Origin of the sequence: Candidatus Marithrix sp. Canyon 246, assembly GCF_001723685.1 — a bacterium.
GTDB lineage: Bacteria > Pseudomonadota > Gammaproteobacteria > Beggiatoales > Beggiatoaceae > Marithrix.
This window is the reverse complement of record NZ_MCBX01000014.1, coordinates 23,024-42,092: the sequence shown is the minus strand read 5'-3', so window position 1 is coordinate 42,092 and position 19,069 is coordinate 23,024. Positions and strand designations below refer to the sequence as shown.

The 19,069-nt window shown below is 34.8% G+C and carries 18 protein-coding genes; 4 read left to right on the top strand and 14 right to left on the bottom strand.

The genetic code is table 11. From position 1 onward, the window contains the following. Nucleotides 1-57 precede the first annotated feature (57 nt). The gene (locus BHU68_RS09495) at nucleotides 58-906 is read right to left on the bottom strand and encodes a M23 family metallopeptidase (RefSeq protein ID WP_069471297.1); all 849 of its coding nucleotides are present in this window, start codon (nucleotides 904-906) and stop codon (nucleotides 58-60) included. Between the two features lie 34 nt (nucleotides 907-940). Between BHU68_RS09495 and BHU68_RS09490 the strand changes: the two genes are divergently transcribed. Then, a complete protein-coding gene (locus BHU68_RS09490; RefSeq protein ID WP_069471296.1) occupies nucleotides 941-1,252 on the top strand; it encodes a DUF721 domain-containing protein in 312 nt (103 codons plus the stop codon). 101 nt (nucleotides 1,253-1,353) lie between these two features. Here the strand turns inward: BHU68_RS09490 and lpxC are convergent, their stop codons facing one another. From lpxC to rfaE1, 8 genes are all read right to left on the bottom strand, one after another. Further along, complete coding sequence (gene lpxC / locus BHU68_RS09485; protein WP_069471295.1) at nucleotides 1,354-2,268, bottom strand: UDP-3-O-acyl-N-acetylglucosamine deacetylase; 915 nt, start codon at nucleotides 2,266-2,268, stop codon at nucleotides 1,354-1,356. 96 nt (nucleotides 2,269-2,364) lie between these two features. Further along, nucleotides 2,365-3,555: a cell division protein FtsZ gene (gene ftsZ, locus BHU68_RS09480; RefSeq protein WP_069471294.1), complete on the bottom strand. Its 1,191-nt coding sequence runs from the start codon at nucleotides 3,553-3,555 to the stop codon at nucleotides 2,365-2,367. A 21-nt stretch (nucleotides 3,556-3,576) separates the two neighbouring features. Continuing rightward, complete coding sequence (gene ftsA / locus BHU68_RS09475; RefSeq protein ID WP_069471293.1) at nucleotides 3,577-4,812, bottom strand: cell division protein FtsA; 1,236 nt, start codon at nucleotides 4,810-4,812, stop codon at nucleotides 3,577-3,579. A 7-nt stretch (nucleotides 4,813-4,819) separates the two neighbouring features. Further along, on the bottom strand, nucleotides 4,820-5,728 hold the full coding sequence (locus tag BHU68_RS09470) for a D-alanine--D-alanine ligase (RefSeq protein ID WP_069471292.1): 909 nt from the start codon (nucleotides 5,726-5,728) through the stop codon (nucleotides 4,820-4,822). Beyond that, nucleotides 5,718-7,079, bottom strand: coding sequence for a UDP-N-acetylmuramate--L-alanine ligase (murC, locus tag BHU68_RS09465; protein ID WP_069471291.1), 1,362 nt, complete (start codon nucleotides 7,077-7,079; stop codon nucleotides 5,718-5,720). The genes BHU68_RS09470 and murC overlap by 11 nt, the downstream gene beginning before the upstream one ends. Next, entirely contained in the window at nucleotides 7,069-8,115 is a 1,047-nt protein-coding gene (murG, locus tag BHU68_RS09460; RefSeq protein ID WP_069471290.1) for an undecaprenyldiphospho-muramoylpentapeptide beta-N-acetylglucosaminyltransferase, read from the bottom strand. Before murG ends, murC begins: the two co-directional genes overlap by 11 nt. 1 nt (nucleotide 8,116) lies before the next feature. Then, nucleotides 8,117-9,037: an ADP-glyceromanno-heptose 6-epimerase gene (gene rfaD / locus BHU68_RS09455; RefSeq protein ID WP_069471289.1), complete on the bottom strand. Its 921-nt coding sequence runs from the start codon at nucleotides 9,035-9,037 to the stop codon at nucleotides 8,117-8,119. Beyond that, a complete protein-coding gene (gene rfaE1, locus BHU68_RS09450) occupies nucleotides 9,034-10,362 on the bottom strand; it encodes a D-glycero-beta-D-manno-heptose-7-phosphate kinase (RefSeq protein WP_069471288.1) in 1,329 nt (442 codons plus the stop codon). Before rfaE1 ends, rfaD begins: the two co-directional genes overlap by 4 nt. On the opposite strand from rfaE1, the gene BHU68_RS09445 reads away from it, so the two are divergent. Then, nucleotides 10,361-11,065: a DUF3108 domain-containing protein gene (locus BHU68_RS09445; RefSeq protein WP_069471287.1), complete on the top strand. Its 705-nt coding sequence runs from the start codon at nucleotides 10,361-10,363 to the stop codon at nucleotides 11,063-11,065. The genes rfaE1 and BHU68_RS09445 overlap by 2 nt on opposite strands. Before the next feature lie 41 nt (nucleotides 11,066-11,106). On the opposite strand, the gene bamC is transcribed toward BHU68_RS09445, so the two are convergent. The 3 genes from bamC to dapA form a co-directional block, all read right to left on the bottom strand. After that, nucleotides 11,107-11,703: an outer membrane protein assembly factor BamC gene (gene bamC, locus BHU68_RS09440; protein ID WP_069471286.1), complete on the bottom strand. Its 597-nt coding sequence runs from the start codon at nucleotides 11,701-11,703 to the stop codon at nucleotides 11,107-11,109. A gap of 174 nt (nucleotides 11,704-11,877) precedes the next feature. Beyond that, nucleotides 11,878-13,668, bottom strand: a complete 1,791-nt coding sequence (gene ltrA, locus BHU68_RS09435) for a group II intron reverse transcriptase/maturase (protein WP_083235050.1) — start codon at nucleotides 13,666-13,668, stop codon at nucleotides 11,878-11,880. Nucleotides 13,669-14,347: 679 nt separating this feature from the next. Beyond that, nucleotides 14,348-15,223 (bottom strand): 4-hydroxy-tetrahydrodipicolinate synthase, encoded by an 876-nt coding sequence (dapA, locus tag BHU68_RS09430; protein ID WP_069471285.1) that lies wholly within the window; start codon nucleotides 15,221-15,223, stop codon nucleotides 14,348-14,350. Between the two features lie 111 nt (nucleotides 15,224-15,334). On the opposite strand from dapA, the gene BHU68_RS09425 reads away from it, so the two are divergent. Continuing rightward, nucleotides 15,335-15,961 carry a hypothetical protein gene (locus BHU68_RS09425; protein WP_069471284.1) on the top strand — a complete coding sequence of 209 codons (627 nt, stop codon included), beginning with the start codon at nucleotides 15,335-15,337 and terminating at the stop codon, nucleotides 15,959-15,961. A 31-nt stretch (nucleotides 15,962-15,992) separates the two neighbouring features. Next, nucleotides 15,993-16,439: a CBS domain-containing protein gene (locus BHU68_RS09420; protein ID WP_069471283.1), complete on the top strand. Its 447-nt coding sequence runs from the start codon at nucleotides 15,993-15,995 to the stop codon at nucleotides 16,437-16,439. Nucleotides 16,440-16,558: 119 nt separating this feature from the next. On the opposite strand, the gene BHU68_RS09415 is transcribed toward BHU68_RS09420, so the two are convergent. Beyond that, nucleotides 16,559-17,635, bottom strand: coding sequence for a M23 family metallopeptidase (locus BHU68_RS09415; protein WP_171899512.1), 1,077 nt, complete (start codon nucleotides 17,633-17,635; stop codon nucleotides 16,559-16,561). Next, a complete protein-coding gene (locus BHU68_RS09410) occupies nucleotides 17,628-19,058 on the bottom strand; it encodes a serine/threonine protein kinase (RefSeq protein ID WP_069471281.1) in 1,431 nt (476 codons plus the stop codon). Before BHU68_RS09410 ends, BHU68_RS09415 begins: the two co-directional genes overlap by 8 nt. Nucleotides 19,059-19,069: the final 11 nt, after the last annotated feature.

Here is a 19,069-nt window from a genome sequence, read left to right as displayed (position 1 = left end):
CGAATACAAATACTATATGTTATTATTATTATTTTCATGGTTAAACAACCACTAATTTTATCTACTAGATACTCTTACGTATTTAGAAATTGGTATATTTGAAGCTAAGGAAAAATGTTTCATTGCACCCAAATATTTAAATGGATTAATAGCAACTCCAGACTGTCTTACTTCAAAGTGGACATGGGGTCCTGTTGAACGACCAGTATTACCTGATAAGGCAATAATTTCACCTTTATCAACACGTTGACCTTTTTTGACTATGTTCTTACTATTATGACCATAACGACTTGAATACATATCACTATGTCTTAATTCAACTAAATTTCCATAACCACGAACATATTTTGAACGTATAACAGTAGCAGCTTCTACTGCAAAAACTGGCGTACCAGTATTTACCGCAATATCCATACCTTTATGCTTACGGCTGCCGCGAGCTCCATATTTTGAAGAAACACGACCTTGCTTTAAAGGCCAACCATTAGGTAAAGTACCCATCCGTCTATGACGATATTTCTGTAAAATTTTTGCAGAAATTATTTTAATAGAAGGCTTAACATCATTTATTTTAGATGAATTACCACTAGATAAGGAACGGCTAGCAATTTGTGATTGTCCACTAATTACTTGATCCCAAGATATACTAAGATTAATTTGGTCAGATTCATTATTAACTAAATCTTGACCCCATTGATTTAATCTATCTTGCTCACTACTTACATGTAATGCTAAATTTTCAAGATCATTTTGCGGATTAGCATTATTACCGCTATGATTATAAGCTGAGTAGCCTACACTTGCTACAGTCAACATTGAGACAAATGCAACAGGCACAAAAATTGATTGCGCTAATTGCGTATGATTGCTTTTTTCAAAGCTTTTTCTAACTAGTATGACGTCCATAATTAATACTCCTATTAATCGGAAGTGCAATATAATGAAATTATTTGGTCAATTAATGATAAATAACTCAGAGATTCTTAGTAATTTATCAGCACATCATAATATACTTAAAAAATTGAATCATCAACTCCAAGAAGATTTACCCAAGCCATTAAATCAACACTGCCAAGTTGCCAATTTCAGGGATAAAATCTTAGTAATATATACTGAATCTTCCCTATGGGCAACACGCTTGCGTTATATTGCCCCTGCACTGATTAAGCAATGGCAACAAGACAATTTAATGTCTATAATTGAACAACTAGAAATTAAAGTACGCCCATTGAATAAAATAGTACGCCACTAAAAACTTCTTTATAACATAGTTTGCAATATATTTCAATATAAAAAGTAAAAAAAATATTATTTTATAACTGCATTTATCATATGCAAAATTCAGGAGCATTTTTAAGATACCAGTAATGGTTTTAAATAATTTACTACTGGTAATTTCTGATCTCCATCACAATGCACCATTTCCCATGCAGTTTTATTTGCTAATAATTTTTTTAATAAGCAATTATTTAATTCATGTCCAGATTTGTAACCATAAAAAGCACCAATTAAACTATGTCCTAATAAATATAAGTCACCTACAGCATCAAGTATCTTGTGTTTTACGAATTCATCTTCATAACGTAAACCTTCTTCGTTTAATATACGATACTCATCCATTGCTATAACATTATCAAGACTAGCTCCTAAGGCTAAATTATTTTCACGTAAAGATTCTATTTCATGCATAAAACCAAAAGTACGAGCGCGACTAATTTCTTTAACAAAAGCGTTTTGAGAAAAATTAATCTCAGCACTTTGAGGGGTTTGCTGAAATATAGGATGATCAAAATCTATCTGCAAATTAACTTTAAAACCTTCAAAGGGTTCAAAACGTACCCATTTATCCCCTTGTTTGACTTCAATTCTACGCTTTATACGAATAAATTTTTTTGGAACATTTTGTTGTTCTATGCCCGCAGATTGAATTAAAAATACAAAGGGCCCTGCACTACCATCCATTATTGGAATTTCTGAAGCACTTACATCAATATATGCGTTATCTATACCTAAACCAGCTAAAGCGGATAACAAATGTTCAACTGTTGATATTTTAATATTATCCTTAACTAAGCTAGTAGATAATCTAGTATCACCTACATTTTCGGTACGTGCTAGAATTTCTACCGGTATTTTTAAATCTACTCGTCTAAAAATAATTCCGCTATTCGCAGCCGCAGGTCTTAAGGTTAAATAGACTTTTTCACCTGTATGCAGACCCACACCTGTAGCTTTTATTACGTTTTTTAATGTACGCTGCTTTATCATTATTTTATCTCTGCTATCAATGACCCAATATGATCATGGTTGAATCACATTACACAGTTTATGCGTAGCTTATGCCAAGATAAATAATATATATTTTTAATCAGCTTGCCGACGTAAAAAAGCTGGAATATCTAAATAGTCGCCAGATTGTGTATCATGATTCTCATGATCATCAAGAGATGAATCATTCTTATTGTTGTGCAAACGTGTTACTGTAGGTTTGTCAAATTCTCTATAGTCACTCATTTTATTATTTTTTTCAACTGCTGGATTTTGTATTACTTTCATTGCAGCACGTTCTTGCTGCTGTTGCTGCTGTTGTTGATCTGTAAGTGGACCAACACCTGTTGCAATTACGGTAACACGTAACTCATCATTCATCTCTGGTTCAAGCACAGTACCCACAACAACAGTAGCATTTTCAGAGGCAAATTCTTCAACTACATCACCCATTTCTTCAAATTCACCGATACTTAAATCCATACCAGCAGTCATGTTGACCAGAATACCTCTAGCACCTGATAAATCCACATCTTCTAATAAAGGGCTGGAAATGGCTTCAATACCTGCTTTACGAGCGCGACCCTCGCCTTTAGCATAGCCTGAACCCATCATTGCAAGACCCATTTCTTGCATTACTGTGGTAACATCAGCAAAATCAACATTAATTAATCCGGGGCGTGTAATCAGTTCAGAAATACCTTGAACTGCACTTTGCAAAACATCATTAGCGGCTTTAAAAGCATCTAATAAGGTAGTTTCTCTACCTAAAACGCTTAATAATTTTTCATTAGGAATAATTATTAAGGAATCAACATATTGACTTAACTCTTTTACACCTTCTTCAGCCACAGCAGCACGTTTTCTGCCTTCAAAAGGAAATGGGCGAGTAACAACAGCAACAGTAAGGATTCCCAGTTCTTTTGCTACTTGTGCTACAATTGGAGCGGCTCCAGTTCCAGTTCCACCACCCATTCCCGCTGTTACAAATACCATATCAGTGCCTTCAAGCAAAGCCATGATACGTTCTCGATCTTCTAATGCCGCTTGTTGACCAACTTCAGGGTTGGCACCTGCACCTAAACCCTTAGTAACATCAGTACCTAATTGTAAAATTGTACGCGCTGATGAATTTTTTAAGGCTTGAGCATCAGTATTAGCACAAATAAATTCAACGCCTTCAATATTACCTTGCAGCATATGTTCAACTGCATTGCCGCCACCGCCACCAACACCAATGACTTTAATAACAGCATTTTGACTATAAGTATCCATTAATTCAAACACTTTCTTAAACCTCTTTTCACTTTAAAAGTTTCCTTGAAACCAATTTCTAATTTGACCAATTTTTCTTTTTACACCCATATTTTGTTGGGCTATATCTGAAATCATTTCATGATCATGTTTATGACCAAATAAAAGCAAACCCACACCAGTTGAATAACAAGGATTACGCACAACATCAATTAAACCGCTTACATACTTAGGATAACCAACACGAACTGGCATATGAAATACCTTTTCTGCCAACTCGATAACACCATCCATTCTGGCACTGCCGCCAGTTAAAACAATCCCGGCTGCAATTAAATCCTCATAACCACTACGTCTTAATACACCTTGAATTAACGTGAATAACTCCTCATAACGTGGCTCAACTACATCTGCTAAAGTTTGTCTGGCTAAATTACGAGGTGGGCGTGCGCCTACACTAGGTACCTCTATCAATTCCTCAGCATTTGCTAATTGCGTTAAGGCGCAAGCATACTTAATTTTTATATCTTCAGCATATTGAGTAGGTGTACGCATTGCAACAGCAATATCATTAGTGATTTGATCACCCGCTATAGGAATAACAGCCGTATGACGTATTGCACCCTCTGTAAATACAGCAATATCAGTTGTTCCACCACCTATATCAACCAAACAAACACCTAGATCTTTTTCATCATCAATTAAAGTAGAAGTGCTAGATGCTAATTGTTCGAGGATAATATCATCTACTTCTAGCCCACACATACGGATACATTTTATAATGTTTTGTGCCGCTGATTCAGCTCCCGTAACCAAGTGAACTTTAGCTTCTAAACGCACACCCGACATACCAATTGGTTCACGAATTCCTTCCTGATTATCAATCACAAATTCTTGTGGAATGATATGGATAATTTTTTGATCGGCTGGAATTGCAACTGCACGAGCTGCATCAATAACCCGATCAATATCATCCTGTGTCACTTCTTTATCACGAATTGCCACGATTCCATGTGAATTCATACTACGGACATGACTACCAGCAATGCCCGTATAAACTGAATTAATTTCACAGCCAGACATTAATTCAGCTTCTTCTACGGCACGTTGAATCGATTGAATAGTCGATTCAATATTAACCACCACGCCTTTCTTTAAACCCCGTGATGGATGTTGACCAATACCGATTATTTCAACTTGATCACCATCTACAGAAATTTCACCGACAATCGCAGCAATTTTAGATGTACCAATATCAAGACCAACTATTAAATTTTTTTCTTTTGGCATATTCTCTTCATACACTAGTAGCTAAAATACGCAAGACTAATTCATCAAAATTGATACCAGCGTGGCTAGCCGCCATAGGAACTAAACTATGATCAGTCATCCCCGGTACAGTATTAACTTCTATTAACCAAGCTTGCCCTTTTGAATCCATCATAAAATCTACACGACCCCACCCCAATGCATCAACTGACAAGAAAGCTTGCATCATCATGTCATGTAAACTTTGTTCTACATCACCTAAACCACAAGGAACTAAATAAGATGTTTCAGTATCATCATTATATTTAGCATTATAATCATAGAAATCATGTGGTGTTTCTAATCTGATAAAAGGTAATACCTGATTATCTAAGATTGCAGCCGTATATTCTAAGCCTGTAATATAGCGTTCAGCTATTACTAAGCAATTATATTGAGATGCGTTTTTCCAAGCAGCCGCTACTTCATCAATATGGTTGACTTTACTTATTCCAACGCTAGAACCTTCTAACACTGGTTTAATCATTAATGGCAAACCAAACCTTTCAACAGCCGTATGTAAATCAGCCTCACTTTTTAATGGCATACATTCAGGAGTAGTTAAGCCCATAGCTTGCCATAGCATTTTAGTACGATATTTATCCATTGCTAAGGCTGAACCTAATACTTGAGTTCCGGTATAAGGTATTCCTAAAGATTCTAATAAACCTTGTATTGTTCCATCTTCACCGCCTCGCCCATGTAAAACCACAAAAGCGCGATCAAACTTTGGAGTACAAAGCAAAGCTTTGATATTATCAGCAGTGTCAATAGCATGAGCATCAACACCTTGACGTTTTAAAGCGGCTAAAACGGCAGTACCGCTTTTTAAAGAAACTTCTCGTTCAGCGGAATTACCGCCCATAAGTACAGCGACTTTACCAAATTTAGTGTTCATATTGACCAATATTGCCTGCGCCTAATGTTAATAAAATATCTTGATTTTTTAATATTGGGGTTAAAGTAGATTTTAATTGCGCTACTTGTGAAACCAATTGTGGTTTAACTCCAGTTTTTTCTGCGATTGCCTCACATAAACTTTCACCAGTTACACCTTCAATTGGTTTTTCGCCAGCCGGATAAATATCTAATAACACTAAATTCTCAATTTTAGATAGAACTTCTACAAAGTCATCAAATAAATCATGAGTTCTGCTATAACGATGAGGTTGAAATGCTACCACTAATCGTCTATCATTCCAGCCTGCATTTATTGCATCTAAAGTTGCAGCAATTTCACATGGATGATGCCCATAATCGTCAATATGTAAAATTTCCCCGACTGTTTTCATTTGAAAACGTCTATCAATTCCATTAAAGTTAGCTAAAGCACGATTAATATCAATATTACTAACTCCCAACTCATGCGCAATTGCAATAGCGGCTAAAGCATTATTGACATTATGTTCGCCCGGTAAATTTAATTCTATATCTAACCAAGGCAGTTGATTATGTAAGACACTAAAATAGCTTTTACCATGTTTTTGTTGTAAATTAACTGCACGAATATCAGCTTTTTCTGAAAAACCATAAGTGATTTTATGCTTAGTAAGTTGTGGCAACATATCCTCTATAACTGGATCATCTACACATAAAACCGCTAAGCCATAAAAAGGCAATTGCTGTAAGAAATCAGCAAAGGTTTTACGCAAAATACTGAAATCATTATTATATGTTTTTAAATGATCAGCATCAATGTTAGTAACAACAGCCATAGTCGCTTTTAAATATAAAAAGGAAGCATCACTTTCATCTGCTTCAGCAACTAAATACTTGCTAGAACCTAAACTAGCATGTGTACCAGCACTATTTAAACGCCCACCGATAACAAAAGTTGGATCAAGATTCCCTTCAGCTAATATACTTGCAATTAAACTAGTTGTAGTGGTTTTACCATGTGTGCCAGCAACAGCAATTCCTTCACTAAATCGCATTAATTCGCCTAACATTTCAGCGCGTGGTAATACAGGAATCCGTTGTTCTCTAGCTGTTTGTACTTCTGGATTTTCTTCTGTAACCGCGCTGGAAATTACGACTACATCACAACCATGTACATGTTCTGCTTTATGCCCAGTGTGTACTTTAACGCCTAAAGCAGTTAATCGTTGAGTCATATTATTTTTGCTTAAATCGGAACCAGTTACTGCATAACCGATACGGTGCATGACTTCTGCAATACCGCCCATTCCGGCTCCACCAATACCAACAAAATGAATACGTCTGCCACGTTTAGGAAGATTAAATTTCATATTTTATTAATTCTATTACTTGTTCTAAGGCTTCAGGTTTAGCACATTTTCGTGCCGCTAATGACATTGCTTCTAGTTTAGAAGGGTCTAAATCTTTAATTGTGCTGACTAAATTATCTACTGATAATTGCTTTGAGGGTAACAATATTGCAGCACCATTATCTGATAAAAATTTAGCATTACTAGTTTGATGATCATCCACTGCATATGGATAAGGTATTAAAATACTAGCTACGCCAGCTTGTGCTAATTCGCTGATTGTACTTGCGCCAGCTCGACAAATGACTAAATCTGCCCATTGATAAGCCTCTGCTATATCATCAATAAAAGCAGCGACTCGTGTTTTAAATGATGCACCATTGTATGCTTTTTCCATTGATTCAATATGTGCATTACCTGTTTGATGCCAAACCTCAATATTAGTACTTAGCTGTTGCAAAGCTTTGGGTACAGTTTCATTTAATGCTTTGGCTCCTAAACTTCCACCAACAATTAATATATGTAATAACTGTTTATTTGGGGTTGAAGGATTCAGAGCTATTATATTAGCACGTAATGGATTGCCGGTATATATTGCATGGTAATTTTCTGGAAAAGTGTTAGGAAAAGCTTCCATTACTTTTGTCGCTAATTTTGCTAACCAACGATTAGTTAATCCTGCAATAGCATTTTGTTCATGAATTAATAAAGGCACACGTAATAACCATGCCGCAACTCCACCCGGACCAGTTACAAAACCACCTAAACCCACAACAGCACTAGGCTTTAAACTACGTATGATTCTTATTGCTTGCCATAAAGCCAAGCTAATTTTAAAAGGTGCCGCTAATAAACTCAGCACTCCTTTACCACGAAGCCCATTAATACTGATATATTTTATATCAATATTAGCTTCAGGCACTACACGAGCTTCTAAACCTCGTCGTGTTCCTAACCAATAAACACTAATACCCTGTTTTTGCAATTCTTGAGCAATAGCTAAAGCTGGAAACACATGCCCTCCAGTACCACCAGCCATTATTAATACAGTTGCCATTTTAAGCCTTCCCGTTTAAATTATTCAAATAATCTTTCACACCTGCTTCCACTGTGTAAAAACAGTTGTCATAACCGATATTGCGTAACGCACTAATATCAGCTTGAGTAAAACTCTGATAACGACCACGCAAATGTTCAGGAAATGGGATATATTTAATCTTACCTCGCCCATGCCAATCAATAACAGCGCGAGCAACATCATTAAATGTCTGACTACGCCCAGTACCAACATTAAAAATGCCAGATTTATCTGGATTATCCAGAAACCATAAATTTATGTTTGCGACATCATTTACATAAATAAAATCGCGACGCTGTTCCCCATCAGCATAACCATCAGTACCTTCAAACAGCTTAACTTCTTCATCACCGTTTAATAATTGTTGATTAAAATGATAAGCTACACTTGCCATTGTACCTTTATGCTGTTCACGAGAACCATAAACATTAAAATATCGTAAACCAACAATCTGGGATTGACAAGTAGCTAACAGAGGATTTACATATTTATCAAATAAAAACTTAGAGTAGCCATACATATTTAGAGGTAATTCGAGTTTACCATCACCATAAACAGAAGCACTAGAAGCATAAATAAAAGCAGCATTATGATTTAAACAATAATGCAATAAAGCTTTAGAATAATCATAATTATTAGTCATCATATAATGACCATCCCATTCAGTAGTGCTACTACATGCACCCTCATGAAATATAGCCTCTATAGAATCATATGTATCCAATTGCTGTAAAAAAATATCCTTTTCTTGATAATCAGCAATATCACAATCAACTAAATTTTTGAATTTTTCACCTTTAGTGAGATTATCTACCACCAAAATATCAGTATAACCGCGCTTATTTAAGGCTTTTACAATATTACTACCAATAAATCCAGCACCACCTGTAACTACAATCATTTATTATTTCCTATACGTTCAATTATATTAGAAGTGGAACAACCTTCGACAAAATCCAAGGTTAATACTTTACCACCATTCTTTAGTACACAATCGCTACCAGCAATTTGATCGACTGTATAATCACTACCTTTGACTAAAATATCAGGTAAAATTTGACAAATTAGTTTTTCAGGAGTATCTTCACTAAAAGCAACTACTTCATCTACACATTCTAGCGCATTTAACACAATCATACGTTGTTCTAAACTATTGATAGGGCGACTCTTACCTTTCAAACGACGTACAGAATCATCATCATTAACCGCAACAATTAAACGATCACCTAATTGTCGCGCCTGAGTTAAATATTGAATATGCCCAGCATGTAAAATATCAAAACAACCATTTGTCATTACCACCGTTTCTGAACTTGGTTCAAGCTCATCCAAACTAACAGTAGCGGCTCCAAGTTTACTAACCACAATTCCAGCCGCTTTATTCGCTAACTTAGTAGCAGCTTCCCAATCCAAACCAGCAGCCAAACCAGTTGCTAAAGTCGCAATTACTGTATCACCAGCACCAGTAACATCAAACACTTCACGCGCATGAGTTGGTAAATGCAAAGGCGGAAGATTTTCTCTTAATAAAGTCATACCATCTTGACTACGAGTAATCAACAAAGCATCTAAATCTAAATGTTCACGTAGATTTTGACCCTTTTCAACCAACTCAGTTTCAGTGCTACAATGACCAACAACGGCTTCAAATTCAGCAGCATTAGGCGTAATAACTGTTGCACCTCGATATTTTTCAAAGTCATTACCTTTAGGATCAACCAAGATTGGTTTATTAGCCTTTCTCGCCCATCCAATCATCATAGAAGAATCAACTAAACTACCTTTGCCATAATCTGATAAAATAACCGCATTAACTTTATCAAGATAAAATTGCATTTTAGTTGAAACTAATCGCGCATCCATTTTACTAAAATGATCTTCAAAATCTAATCGTATTAGTTGTTGATGACGACTTAAAACACGTAATTTTGTAACAGTCGGCGCGTTTTCTAAACGAATAAATGCACATTTTATATTGTTATTTGTTAATTGTTTAGTTAATATATCCGCAGCTTCATCTTTACCGGTTACTCCAACTACAGTAACTTGCCCACCTAAAGCTCGAATATTTAAAGCAACATTACCTGCTCCACCGGGGCATTGTTGTTGTTGTTTGACATGTACAATGGGTACAGGAGCTTCTGGAGAAATGCGAGAAGTAACGCCATGCCAGTAACGATCTAGCATCACATCACCAACAATTAAGATATGAGTTTTATTAAACATGAAAAAGATAATAATAGGTTTATTATGTGTATGGAATTATGGTGTATATGCCAATGATTCATTTCCGCCGACATTTACTGCTCAATATAAATTATATGCAGAAGGATTTCCAGCAGGAAGAGCTACCAGAAGTTTAACTGCTTTTGCAGATGGTAAGTTTTTATTTGAAACAGTGGCTGAAACCACCGGTTTCATTTCCTTATTTAAAAAAATTCGTATTTCTGAACGTAGTAGATTTAAACGACTGAATAATAAAATTCAGCCTTTAGAATACACTTATCGTCAAACAGGGCATAAAGATAGATTCAATATAATATCTTTTGATTGGTCAAAAAACATTGCAAGCAATACTTTTAAAAACCAAAGCAAACAGATTAGAATTCAAAATGGAATATTGGATAGATTACTCTATCAATTAGTATTAATGCAAGACTTAAAACAAGGTAAACGTAAGCTTCAATATAAGATTGCAGATAAAGGAAAAGTCAAAACTTATACACCAAAGTTTTTAGGCACAGAACGTATAAATACAGGAGTAGGTAGATTAGATACCTTAAAATATCAACGTCGCTCATCAAGTAATAAACGTAGCACTACATTATGGTGTGCATCAAGCTTACATTATTTACCTGTTAAGGTAGTACATATTGAAAAGAATGGTGATGAATTTAGTATGATTTTAAAAACTGTTCGAGGGCTTTAAACATCAAACCTGACAGGTTTTAAAAACCTGTCAGGTTTAACTTATTGAGTAGTAAGAAATACTTTAATACGATTTAACATTTCAGTTGCTAATTCAGGATCAGAAGGGCGATTCTGCCAAATAAAATTGTTAGCATGAGAAACTTCTTCCATACCCTTATGAGTAACAAATATTCTAGTTATATCTGTAGCTCGTTCTAAGCGTATTCTAAATTTATCACGATTGCCAGTAGAATATGCTGTACCTAAAGTTTTAGCAAAAAATTTGCGAATACCAGTTTGAGGTATATCAGCTTTATATTCAGCCCATTCAGTTTCCATAATACCCGTACTAGGATTCTCTGTTTTTAAGCTCAACTCATTTTTTTTCAAAAATTGCTTAATTTTTGCCCAAACAATTTTAGGTTCAGTTTCTACTTCTAACCAGCGGCTATTAGCATCATGTTTTACTTTTGCTTGTTTAGAAACTGGTAACACAGCTTTAGTATTACGTACTTCAGGAATACTTAATTCCTGATTTTTACTAGTTGAATTAATTAAATCAGGTGGAACTTCTAATTCGGGCTCTGTTTTACTTTTTTGATAGTCTTTTCGATAATCTGGTAAGACATTATCAATTGTACTACATCCCGATAACATAATTAATATGATAATTCTGATGGAATTTCTAATGGCGGTAGCTCCTTGCTTTTATTGTTAAACTAAGCTTTCTATGTTGCCATAAAGAACTCGTCTTCAGAACCGGACGTGAGACTTTCACCTCATCCGGCTCCCCCCATGTGGTCTTTATCAGTGCTACCTCAAATCCGAAGTTCATGCTTCCCCTTTGAATTTGCCTGTCGCCTTCATTGTTTTCATGAATCCGGCGTGGTACTGATCGTGGCAATGTTTGTGCATTAACACAAGATTTGTATAAGTATCTTTTCCACCTTCAGCTACGAAGGTTTTGTGATGAGTTTCCATCAAATCCCCATTTTTAAAACTTGCATTGCAGTACCCACATTTACCCTTTTGCTTTACAAGCATTTTAGCTTTGCTTGGTGATATATTACCATAGCCTTTTGATAATCTTAGACCCCAATATAACTCATTACCGTCGTAGAATGATTTCCCTGCTTTTACCTTGACGTGTCTTTTTATTTTGGTATCTGTATATTTAACCAAGATTTGATCTACGATTCCGTCTTTTTTCGTGGCAAAGCACCATTTTCTATTCTTAATGGTGTGGAAATATTTATCTGCAATCCATTTTTTGCCTTTGGCATTGTGCCGTCTTTTAGCCCATGCCCAAAGTTTTTCCCACATCAAGTTATCTAAGCTACTGAATGTATCTGAAGCCACACCAACTCTATAATAATTCGCCCAACCCTTAATTATTGGGTTTAATCTCCGAATTACTTGTTCTTGAGTCGCTGCTTTCATTTGCCTTAGTACTTCTTTAATCTTATCTGAATGTGTTTCAATGGATTTTTTACTTGGTTTTATGAGTATCTTGAAACCTTGTTTGTTCGCGAAATTCCTTGCTTCGTAACCAGTGATTTTATTCTCGTAGTGCCTGCAATTGAAACCCAGAAAATCAAACCCTTCTGTGCTATGCACAATTTTGGTTTTTTCTTCTGATAATTCCAGACCACGAGCCTTTAACCATTCAGCTATTATAAGCTTAGAATCTTCTATGACCTTTTTATTTTCATGCATTACCACAAAGTCATCGGCATATCTTACTATTTTGATAGCCCCTCTACGCAGATCATGTGCCTTATAGCCTTTATCTCTTAGCTTATTGTATAAGTAGTCTTCCATTCCGTCTAAGGCTATATTTGCTAAAAGTGGACTGATAATACCGCCTTGTGGTGTACCAATATCTGACGTTTGGAATTTTTGGTTTTCCATAACCCCTGCTTTTAACCATTGTTTAATAGTAGCTTTGGCTACCTTTCCATTTATTAAGCTTAATAAATGTTTATGGTCTATGTTATCGAAGCAGCCTTTTATGTCAGCATCTAGCACCCATTTCTGTTTGCGAGATAGACATTTGAAAATGTCTTCTATGGCATCATGAGTACTATGTGCTGGTCTAAAACCATAACTATTTGGTTCAAAGGTTGCTTCAAAGGAGGGTTCTATAGCGGTTTTCACTACTCCTTGAACCACTCTATCTTTGATGGTTGGTATTCCAAGTGGTCTTAACTTACCGTTTTTCTTTGGTATCCATACTCTTCTTATTGGCTTTGCACGATAACTTTTGAATGATGATTGGGCTATTATCATTAACTCTTTAACTAACTCTTTCCTCTTTAGAGGACTTAATGACTTAACCCTATCAACACCGGCAGTTTTCTTGCCTGAGTTATCTTGTGTAACTTTACGAACGTTTAAGATTATCGAACAACTACTTCTTAGTAGAAGTTTACTTAAAGCTTTTGCTTGTTTCAGTTGACCAGCTTTGGTGGCTTTATAAATACGCTTTTGCAAATTAAAAACCGTTCGTTCAACTTTTCTCCAGACAATATCCTGCCATTCCCACTCTGAGGTGAGCCATGCCGGGGCTTTCTGCCCTGTTTTGTCTAAATAATGTTGATCTATAGTTTCTACTGTTATCATATTTCTATGTCTATTCACCCTGTTTCTCAAGGGAATTGTTATTCACGATTTATGCTCCACATGACACTAAGGTAATCTTATATCCATATAATTTCCCCTTAGTTCCTACCCGAATGCTGCGCTATCAGTTGACTGCTGACCTCTTTCCATACCATTTCTATGGTAAAGTGCATTACTACACCCGTTTTTCCTCGTTCCGATAAAATGTTTCAATGGTCAGAGACCATTTTCATTGATAGTTTAGGCTTTAGCTATACGCCGAGGCTCTTGAGTTGATTAAATCACACGTATACAATTATGACTTACTAACCTGTCGTGTCCTTTTAGACTACCGACGTTTCAAACGCTAATTTCTATTCGTAGCCCTGCTATCTTTGCTTGCCTTTCATCCTTGTATGGCGTTTTACCCTTGCTCAACCAGCAACGTGTCATTGCGCCAGCCGGGTAATGCTTTTGAACATATTTCAACTAATGCCCTAGGTTTTTAACCTTACCATTCTTACCAGTTATATTGAACTCCATGTTCAATACTCTAATTCCTGAATACAATTTTTATTTCAGTTACTTAGAAACGAGTCACACATAAACAGTTCTATCATCTTCCCAAGTAGAATCAAGCTGTTTTGTAATCATACTACAAGCAGATAAGAGAAAAAATATAGATAATAATATTATTGGTTTAATTGACATGTTGATCTTGTATAGCTTGTGTAACAATCTCATGATATTGTTCAGACAATATTGTTAATGGTAAACGAATTCCTTCTGGAATTAAACCCATTTTATTTAATGCCCATTTAACTGGAATAGGATTAGCTTCAACAAATAAATTCTGATGAAGACTCATTAAATTTTGATTAATCGCTTCGGCTTCATCACGATTACCAGATAATGCTAAATGACACATATCGTGCATTGCTTGAGGAGCAACATTCGCTGTGACAGAAATTGTACCTTTACCACCCAGTAATATTAATTGCAATGCTGTTGCATCATCACCACTATAAATAGCAAAATGATCATTAGCTAATTCTAATAATTCACGTATTCTAGTGATTTCACCTACAGCTTCTTTAATACCAATAATATTATTTATTTCAGCTAAACGTTTAACTGTAGCAGGTAACATATCGCAAGCGGTACGCCCGGGTACATTATAAAGCAATTGAGGAATATTAACAGCCTCTGCTATTTTCTTATAATGTTGATATAAACCTTCTTGTGTAGGCTTATTATAATAAGGAGTTACTAATAAACAAGCATCAGCTCCTACTTTTTTAGCACAATTAGTGTATTCTATAGCTTCATCAGTAGAATTTGAACCGGTGCCAGCAATTACTGGTATTCTACCAGCGGCTTGTTCTACAGCAATACGAATAACTCGACAATGCTCATCATGATTAAGAGTTGCCGATTCGCCAGTAGTACCAACTGCTACAATTGCATCTGTTTGATTATCCACATGATAATCTATTAAATTACGCAAACTTAATTCATCAATATTACCGTCTTGATCCATTGGTGTAACTAATGCAACCATGCTGCCTTGAAACATTTTTTGCTCCTTTATAATACTATATTTGTTAGGTACTCCTGAAATTTTTCACAAAATAGTGTAGCATAGATAAGTTTTTTTACAAGGAATTAATTATAAGGAATTAATTTTATGAACACTGAATCACCTCCTAAAAAAAAGCCAATCACAATGATGGAGTGTGGAGCTGCTATTAGCAATAGCAAAATGGAACAATTTGTTGGACATTTTCAGGAAAGTACAAGACGATGGGAGATCATTGTTTATCCTGCAATGTTTGCTTTTGTAATCTTAGCTGCTTATGGATTTTTTCTCATTTATAGTTTAACTGCTGATATGTCTTCTATGGCAAACAGTATGGATTCTAAGATGGGAGAACATATGGAATCTATGACTAATAGCATTAGTACTTTGTCTGAACAAATTTTAATTATGTCTGGACAATTTCAAATTATGACAGTTACTATGAAAGATATTTCTGTCAAATTAGATACACTACCATCAATGGATAAATCCATGAAACACATTGTGCATACAATGTCGCATATGGATAAAATGATAAAGAGAATGGATCAATCAATTGCAAAAATGGATAATTCGATAGGAAGTATGAATAGTTCAATCAAAAGAATTGGTACATCAATTGTAAATATGGATGATTCTATGCAAACAATGCGACATAATTTAAATAGCATGAATCATAATATGTCCAAGTTTTCACGTCCAATGTCATTTGCAAATAACTTTATGCCTTGGTAAAATACAAAAAATTATAAAGGAAAAAATAATTATGTTAGTAAAAGATGTAATGACTGATCCAGTTAAAACCGTTAAAGCCGATACAAGTTTACAAGAAGTTACATCTTTGATGTGTCTAAAGCGTTATAGTGGTTTACCTGTGGTTGATGATAATCAAAAATTAGTAGGTTTTATTGCAGAACGCGATGTTTTACGTTATTTATTTCCAAGTATCAAAGATATAATGGCAAATATGGAAGCCATTGATTTTGAAGCGATGGAAAATGATTATAAAAAAGTACTACCACTACAAGCTTCTGATTTAATGATTAAAGGTGTTATCACCCTTAGTCCTGATGTACCTATTTTAAAAGCTGTGTCTATTATGGCACGAAATAATTTTCGACGTATTCCAGTTGCTGAAGGAGAGAAATTGGTTGGAATGTTGAGTTTAGGTGATATTCATCGAGCTATTTTTATGAAAAATTTTACTGGCTGATGAAGAGAGGAAATAAGAGAAGGTGTCTTTAAATGTGACCAACATTTAAAGCACCTCACTATAACCTTACTAGGTAAGTAGTAATCGTTATAGTTTCTAATAATATGCAATATAGATGCCTATCTATGGGACTGAAGAAAATTTCTAACTGCGATATTTCTCGTTCTAATACTTGTTGTTAGTAATTGTTTATTATAGCGAATTTTTTCAATAATTAAATGATTACTATCATAATAATTTTCAATTAAGGCTAATGGATTTATGCTTTTATTATATGGTTTAATTTCAAAATGTAATTGAGCCTCGATTGCATTGCCAGATGCTCCATCAATTCTACCAAGAATCTGCCCACGTTTAACTGCTTGCCCACGTTTAACTCTAGCACTGGTTAAATGAATATAAAGTGTATATATTTTTGCAGCATGACGTAATTTTACATATAAGCCCGCTCTACTAGTTGTTCTGACTTTAGTAACTATTCCATCAGCGGCTGCAATAACATTAACATTATTAACGTATATATCATAACCTTTATGTTTTCTAGTTTTGCGTTTCCAATCATCGCGTTTGGAACCAAAATGAGGTAAACCATCTTTTACTAAAAATTTAGGTATATATCCAATTGATCTGTCAATAAATTTTTCTATATCCATATTTTCTAATGGTATTTGAAATCTAATACCCTTCAGTAAAAACATAGTTTTATTGTTATTGGATATAGAAATTTGATCAACAGTAGAAGATAATTTAATCCTTGCAAATTGATAATTAGGAATAGCAAAAGTAGCAACTACCCAAACTGTTTGTTGACGGTGATCATGTTGTGCCCAATGAATTTGTTGTAAATTAGGATGTTTAATTTTAATTATTCCAGCTTTACTGAAACAATTGCCTATTTTTATAATTAGCTTATAGCTTGTTTCTATTGTTTCTTTGATTTGACAATCATGATGATGAATATTTATTTTGGAATTTTCAAAAGATATATTTTCTATCCATCCAGTAGCAAAACTATTTATAGGTAATAGACAAATTAGTAAGCACTTAAGAATGAATTTTATTATAGACCATTTTGGTGGGTTTCGTTTACACTCTACCCACCCTACATAAAAGACATGATAATACATTATTATAGTTTTGTAGGGTGGGGTAGAGCGATAGCGAAACCCACCATTGAACTGATTAATTTTATTCAATATTTTTATCCTCAAAACATTTTGCATTTTCTACCAGATAAGTTGAATTCACCCAGCCTTCTCTGCTGTTATATTTAACTTTAACCCAAATTTGTGATTTTAATAGACGATAATGACCAGAAAATTCAATACATTTTTCAGCGGCTGGTATTTCGGTAACTTTTTTATTAAGATGTCCCGGAAATTCACGCACATTTAATACGTCATGAACCTTAACTCCTATGAGTTCATAATATTTTTTACCTTCTTCAAAACCCGTTAGTTCTTTAGCTACTTCAGGATCAAATTTCTGGATTTTTTCTAATATTGCTTTAGCCCATTTATAATCACTATAAGCTCTATCTAAACTCTTTTGCTTGCTTTGAAGTTCAATTTCAATCTTTTGAATTTGTGTTATAGTTTGTTTGCTTTCTTGATTAAGCCCATGATTTTCATATAATAATACACCAATAGTAAGACATAATACGATATTACTGACCCAACTGACTGTATTCCAAATAAATAACTTTTCTTTAGATGGATAAAATGTTGAAGGAGCTGTAGGCGAAAACATTTTATCTCGCCATTGATCTACTGTCTGGGGTCTATCTTCCTCATTAAGTTGCAATGCCCAATCAATAGCCTCTAGTAAATTTTCTTTATATTTACCATTACCTATCTTAATAGCTGGATTCATTGGATCTTTCATGACACGACGAGTTGCCGCTGGTGGAGTATTACCACTAATCGCCTGATACATAACTGCCCCGAGTCCATAAATATCTGTCCACGGACCCTGGGAAATACCTTCATTATCATACTGTTCTAAAGGCGCGTAACCCGGGGTTACAATACTAGTAACAGTACGACTTTTTTGTCCTACTGCATAACGAGCTGAACCAAAATCAAGTAATACCGTAGTATTATCTTCACGAATATATATATTATCCGGTTTTATATCACGATGTAATAGATTAACACTGTGTATTTCCATTAATCCCTCTAATAAGGGATTAATTAGACTTAATAATTCTTCTTCTGTTAGAATACGTTTTTGTTTTAAATATTCAGCAAGACTTTGACCTTCCTCATATTCCATTACCATATAAGCTGTGCTATTAGCTTCAAAATAACGTAATACTCTTACAATTGCTTTATGTTTGAATTTGGCTAGAACTCGTGCTTCGTCAATAAAACAATTTAAACCCCAATTAAATGAATCTTGATAGGAGGTTGATTGAACATGAACACTATTACTAGAACTTTCACGTAGAGCAAAATCACTTGGCAAATATTCTTTAATTGCAACCCATTGTTCTAAATGGGTATCCATAGCTAAATAGGTAATACCAAAACCACCCGGTTTGCCAAGCACGGAGTCAATTTTATACTCATTGAGTAAAAAGCCTTGTGGGAGTGCGTTACGGTGTTGTTGCTCTTCCAAAATTTTATTAC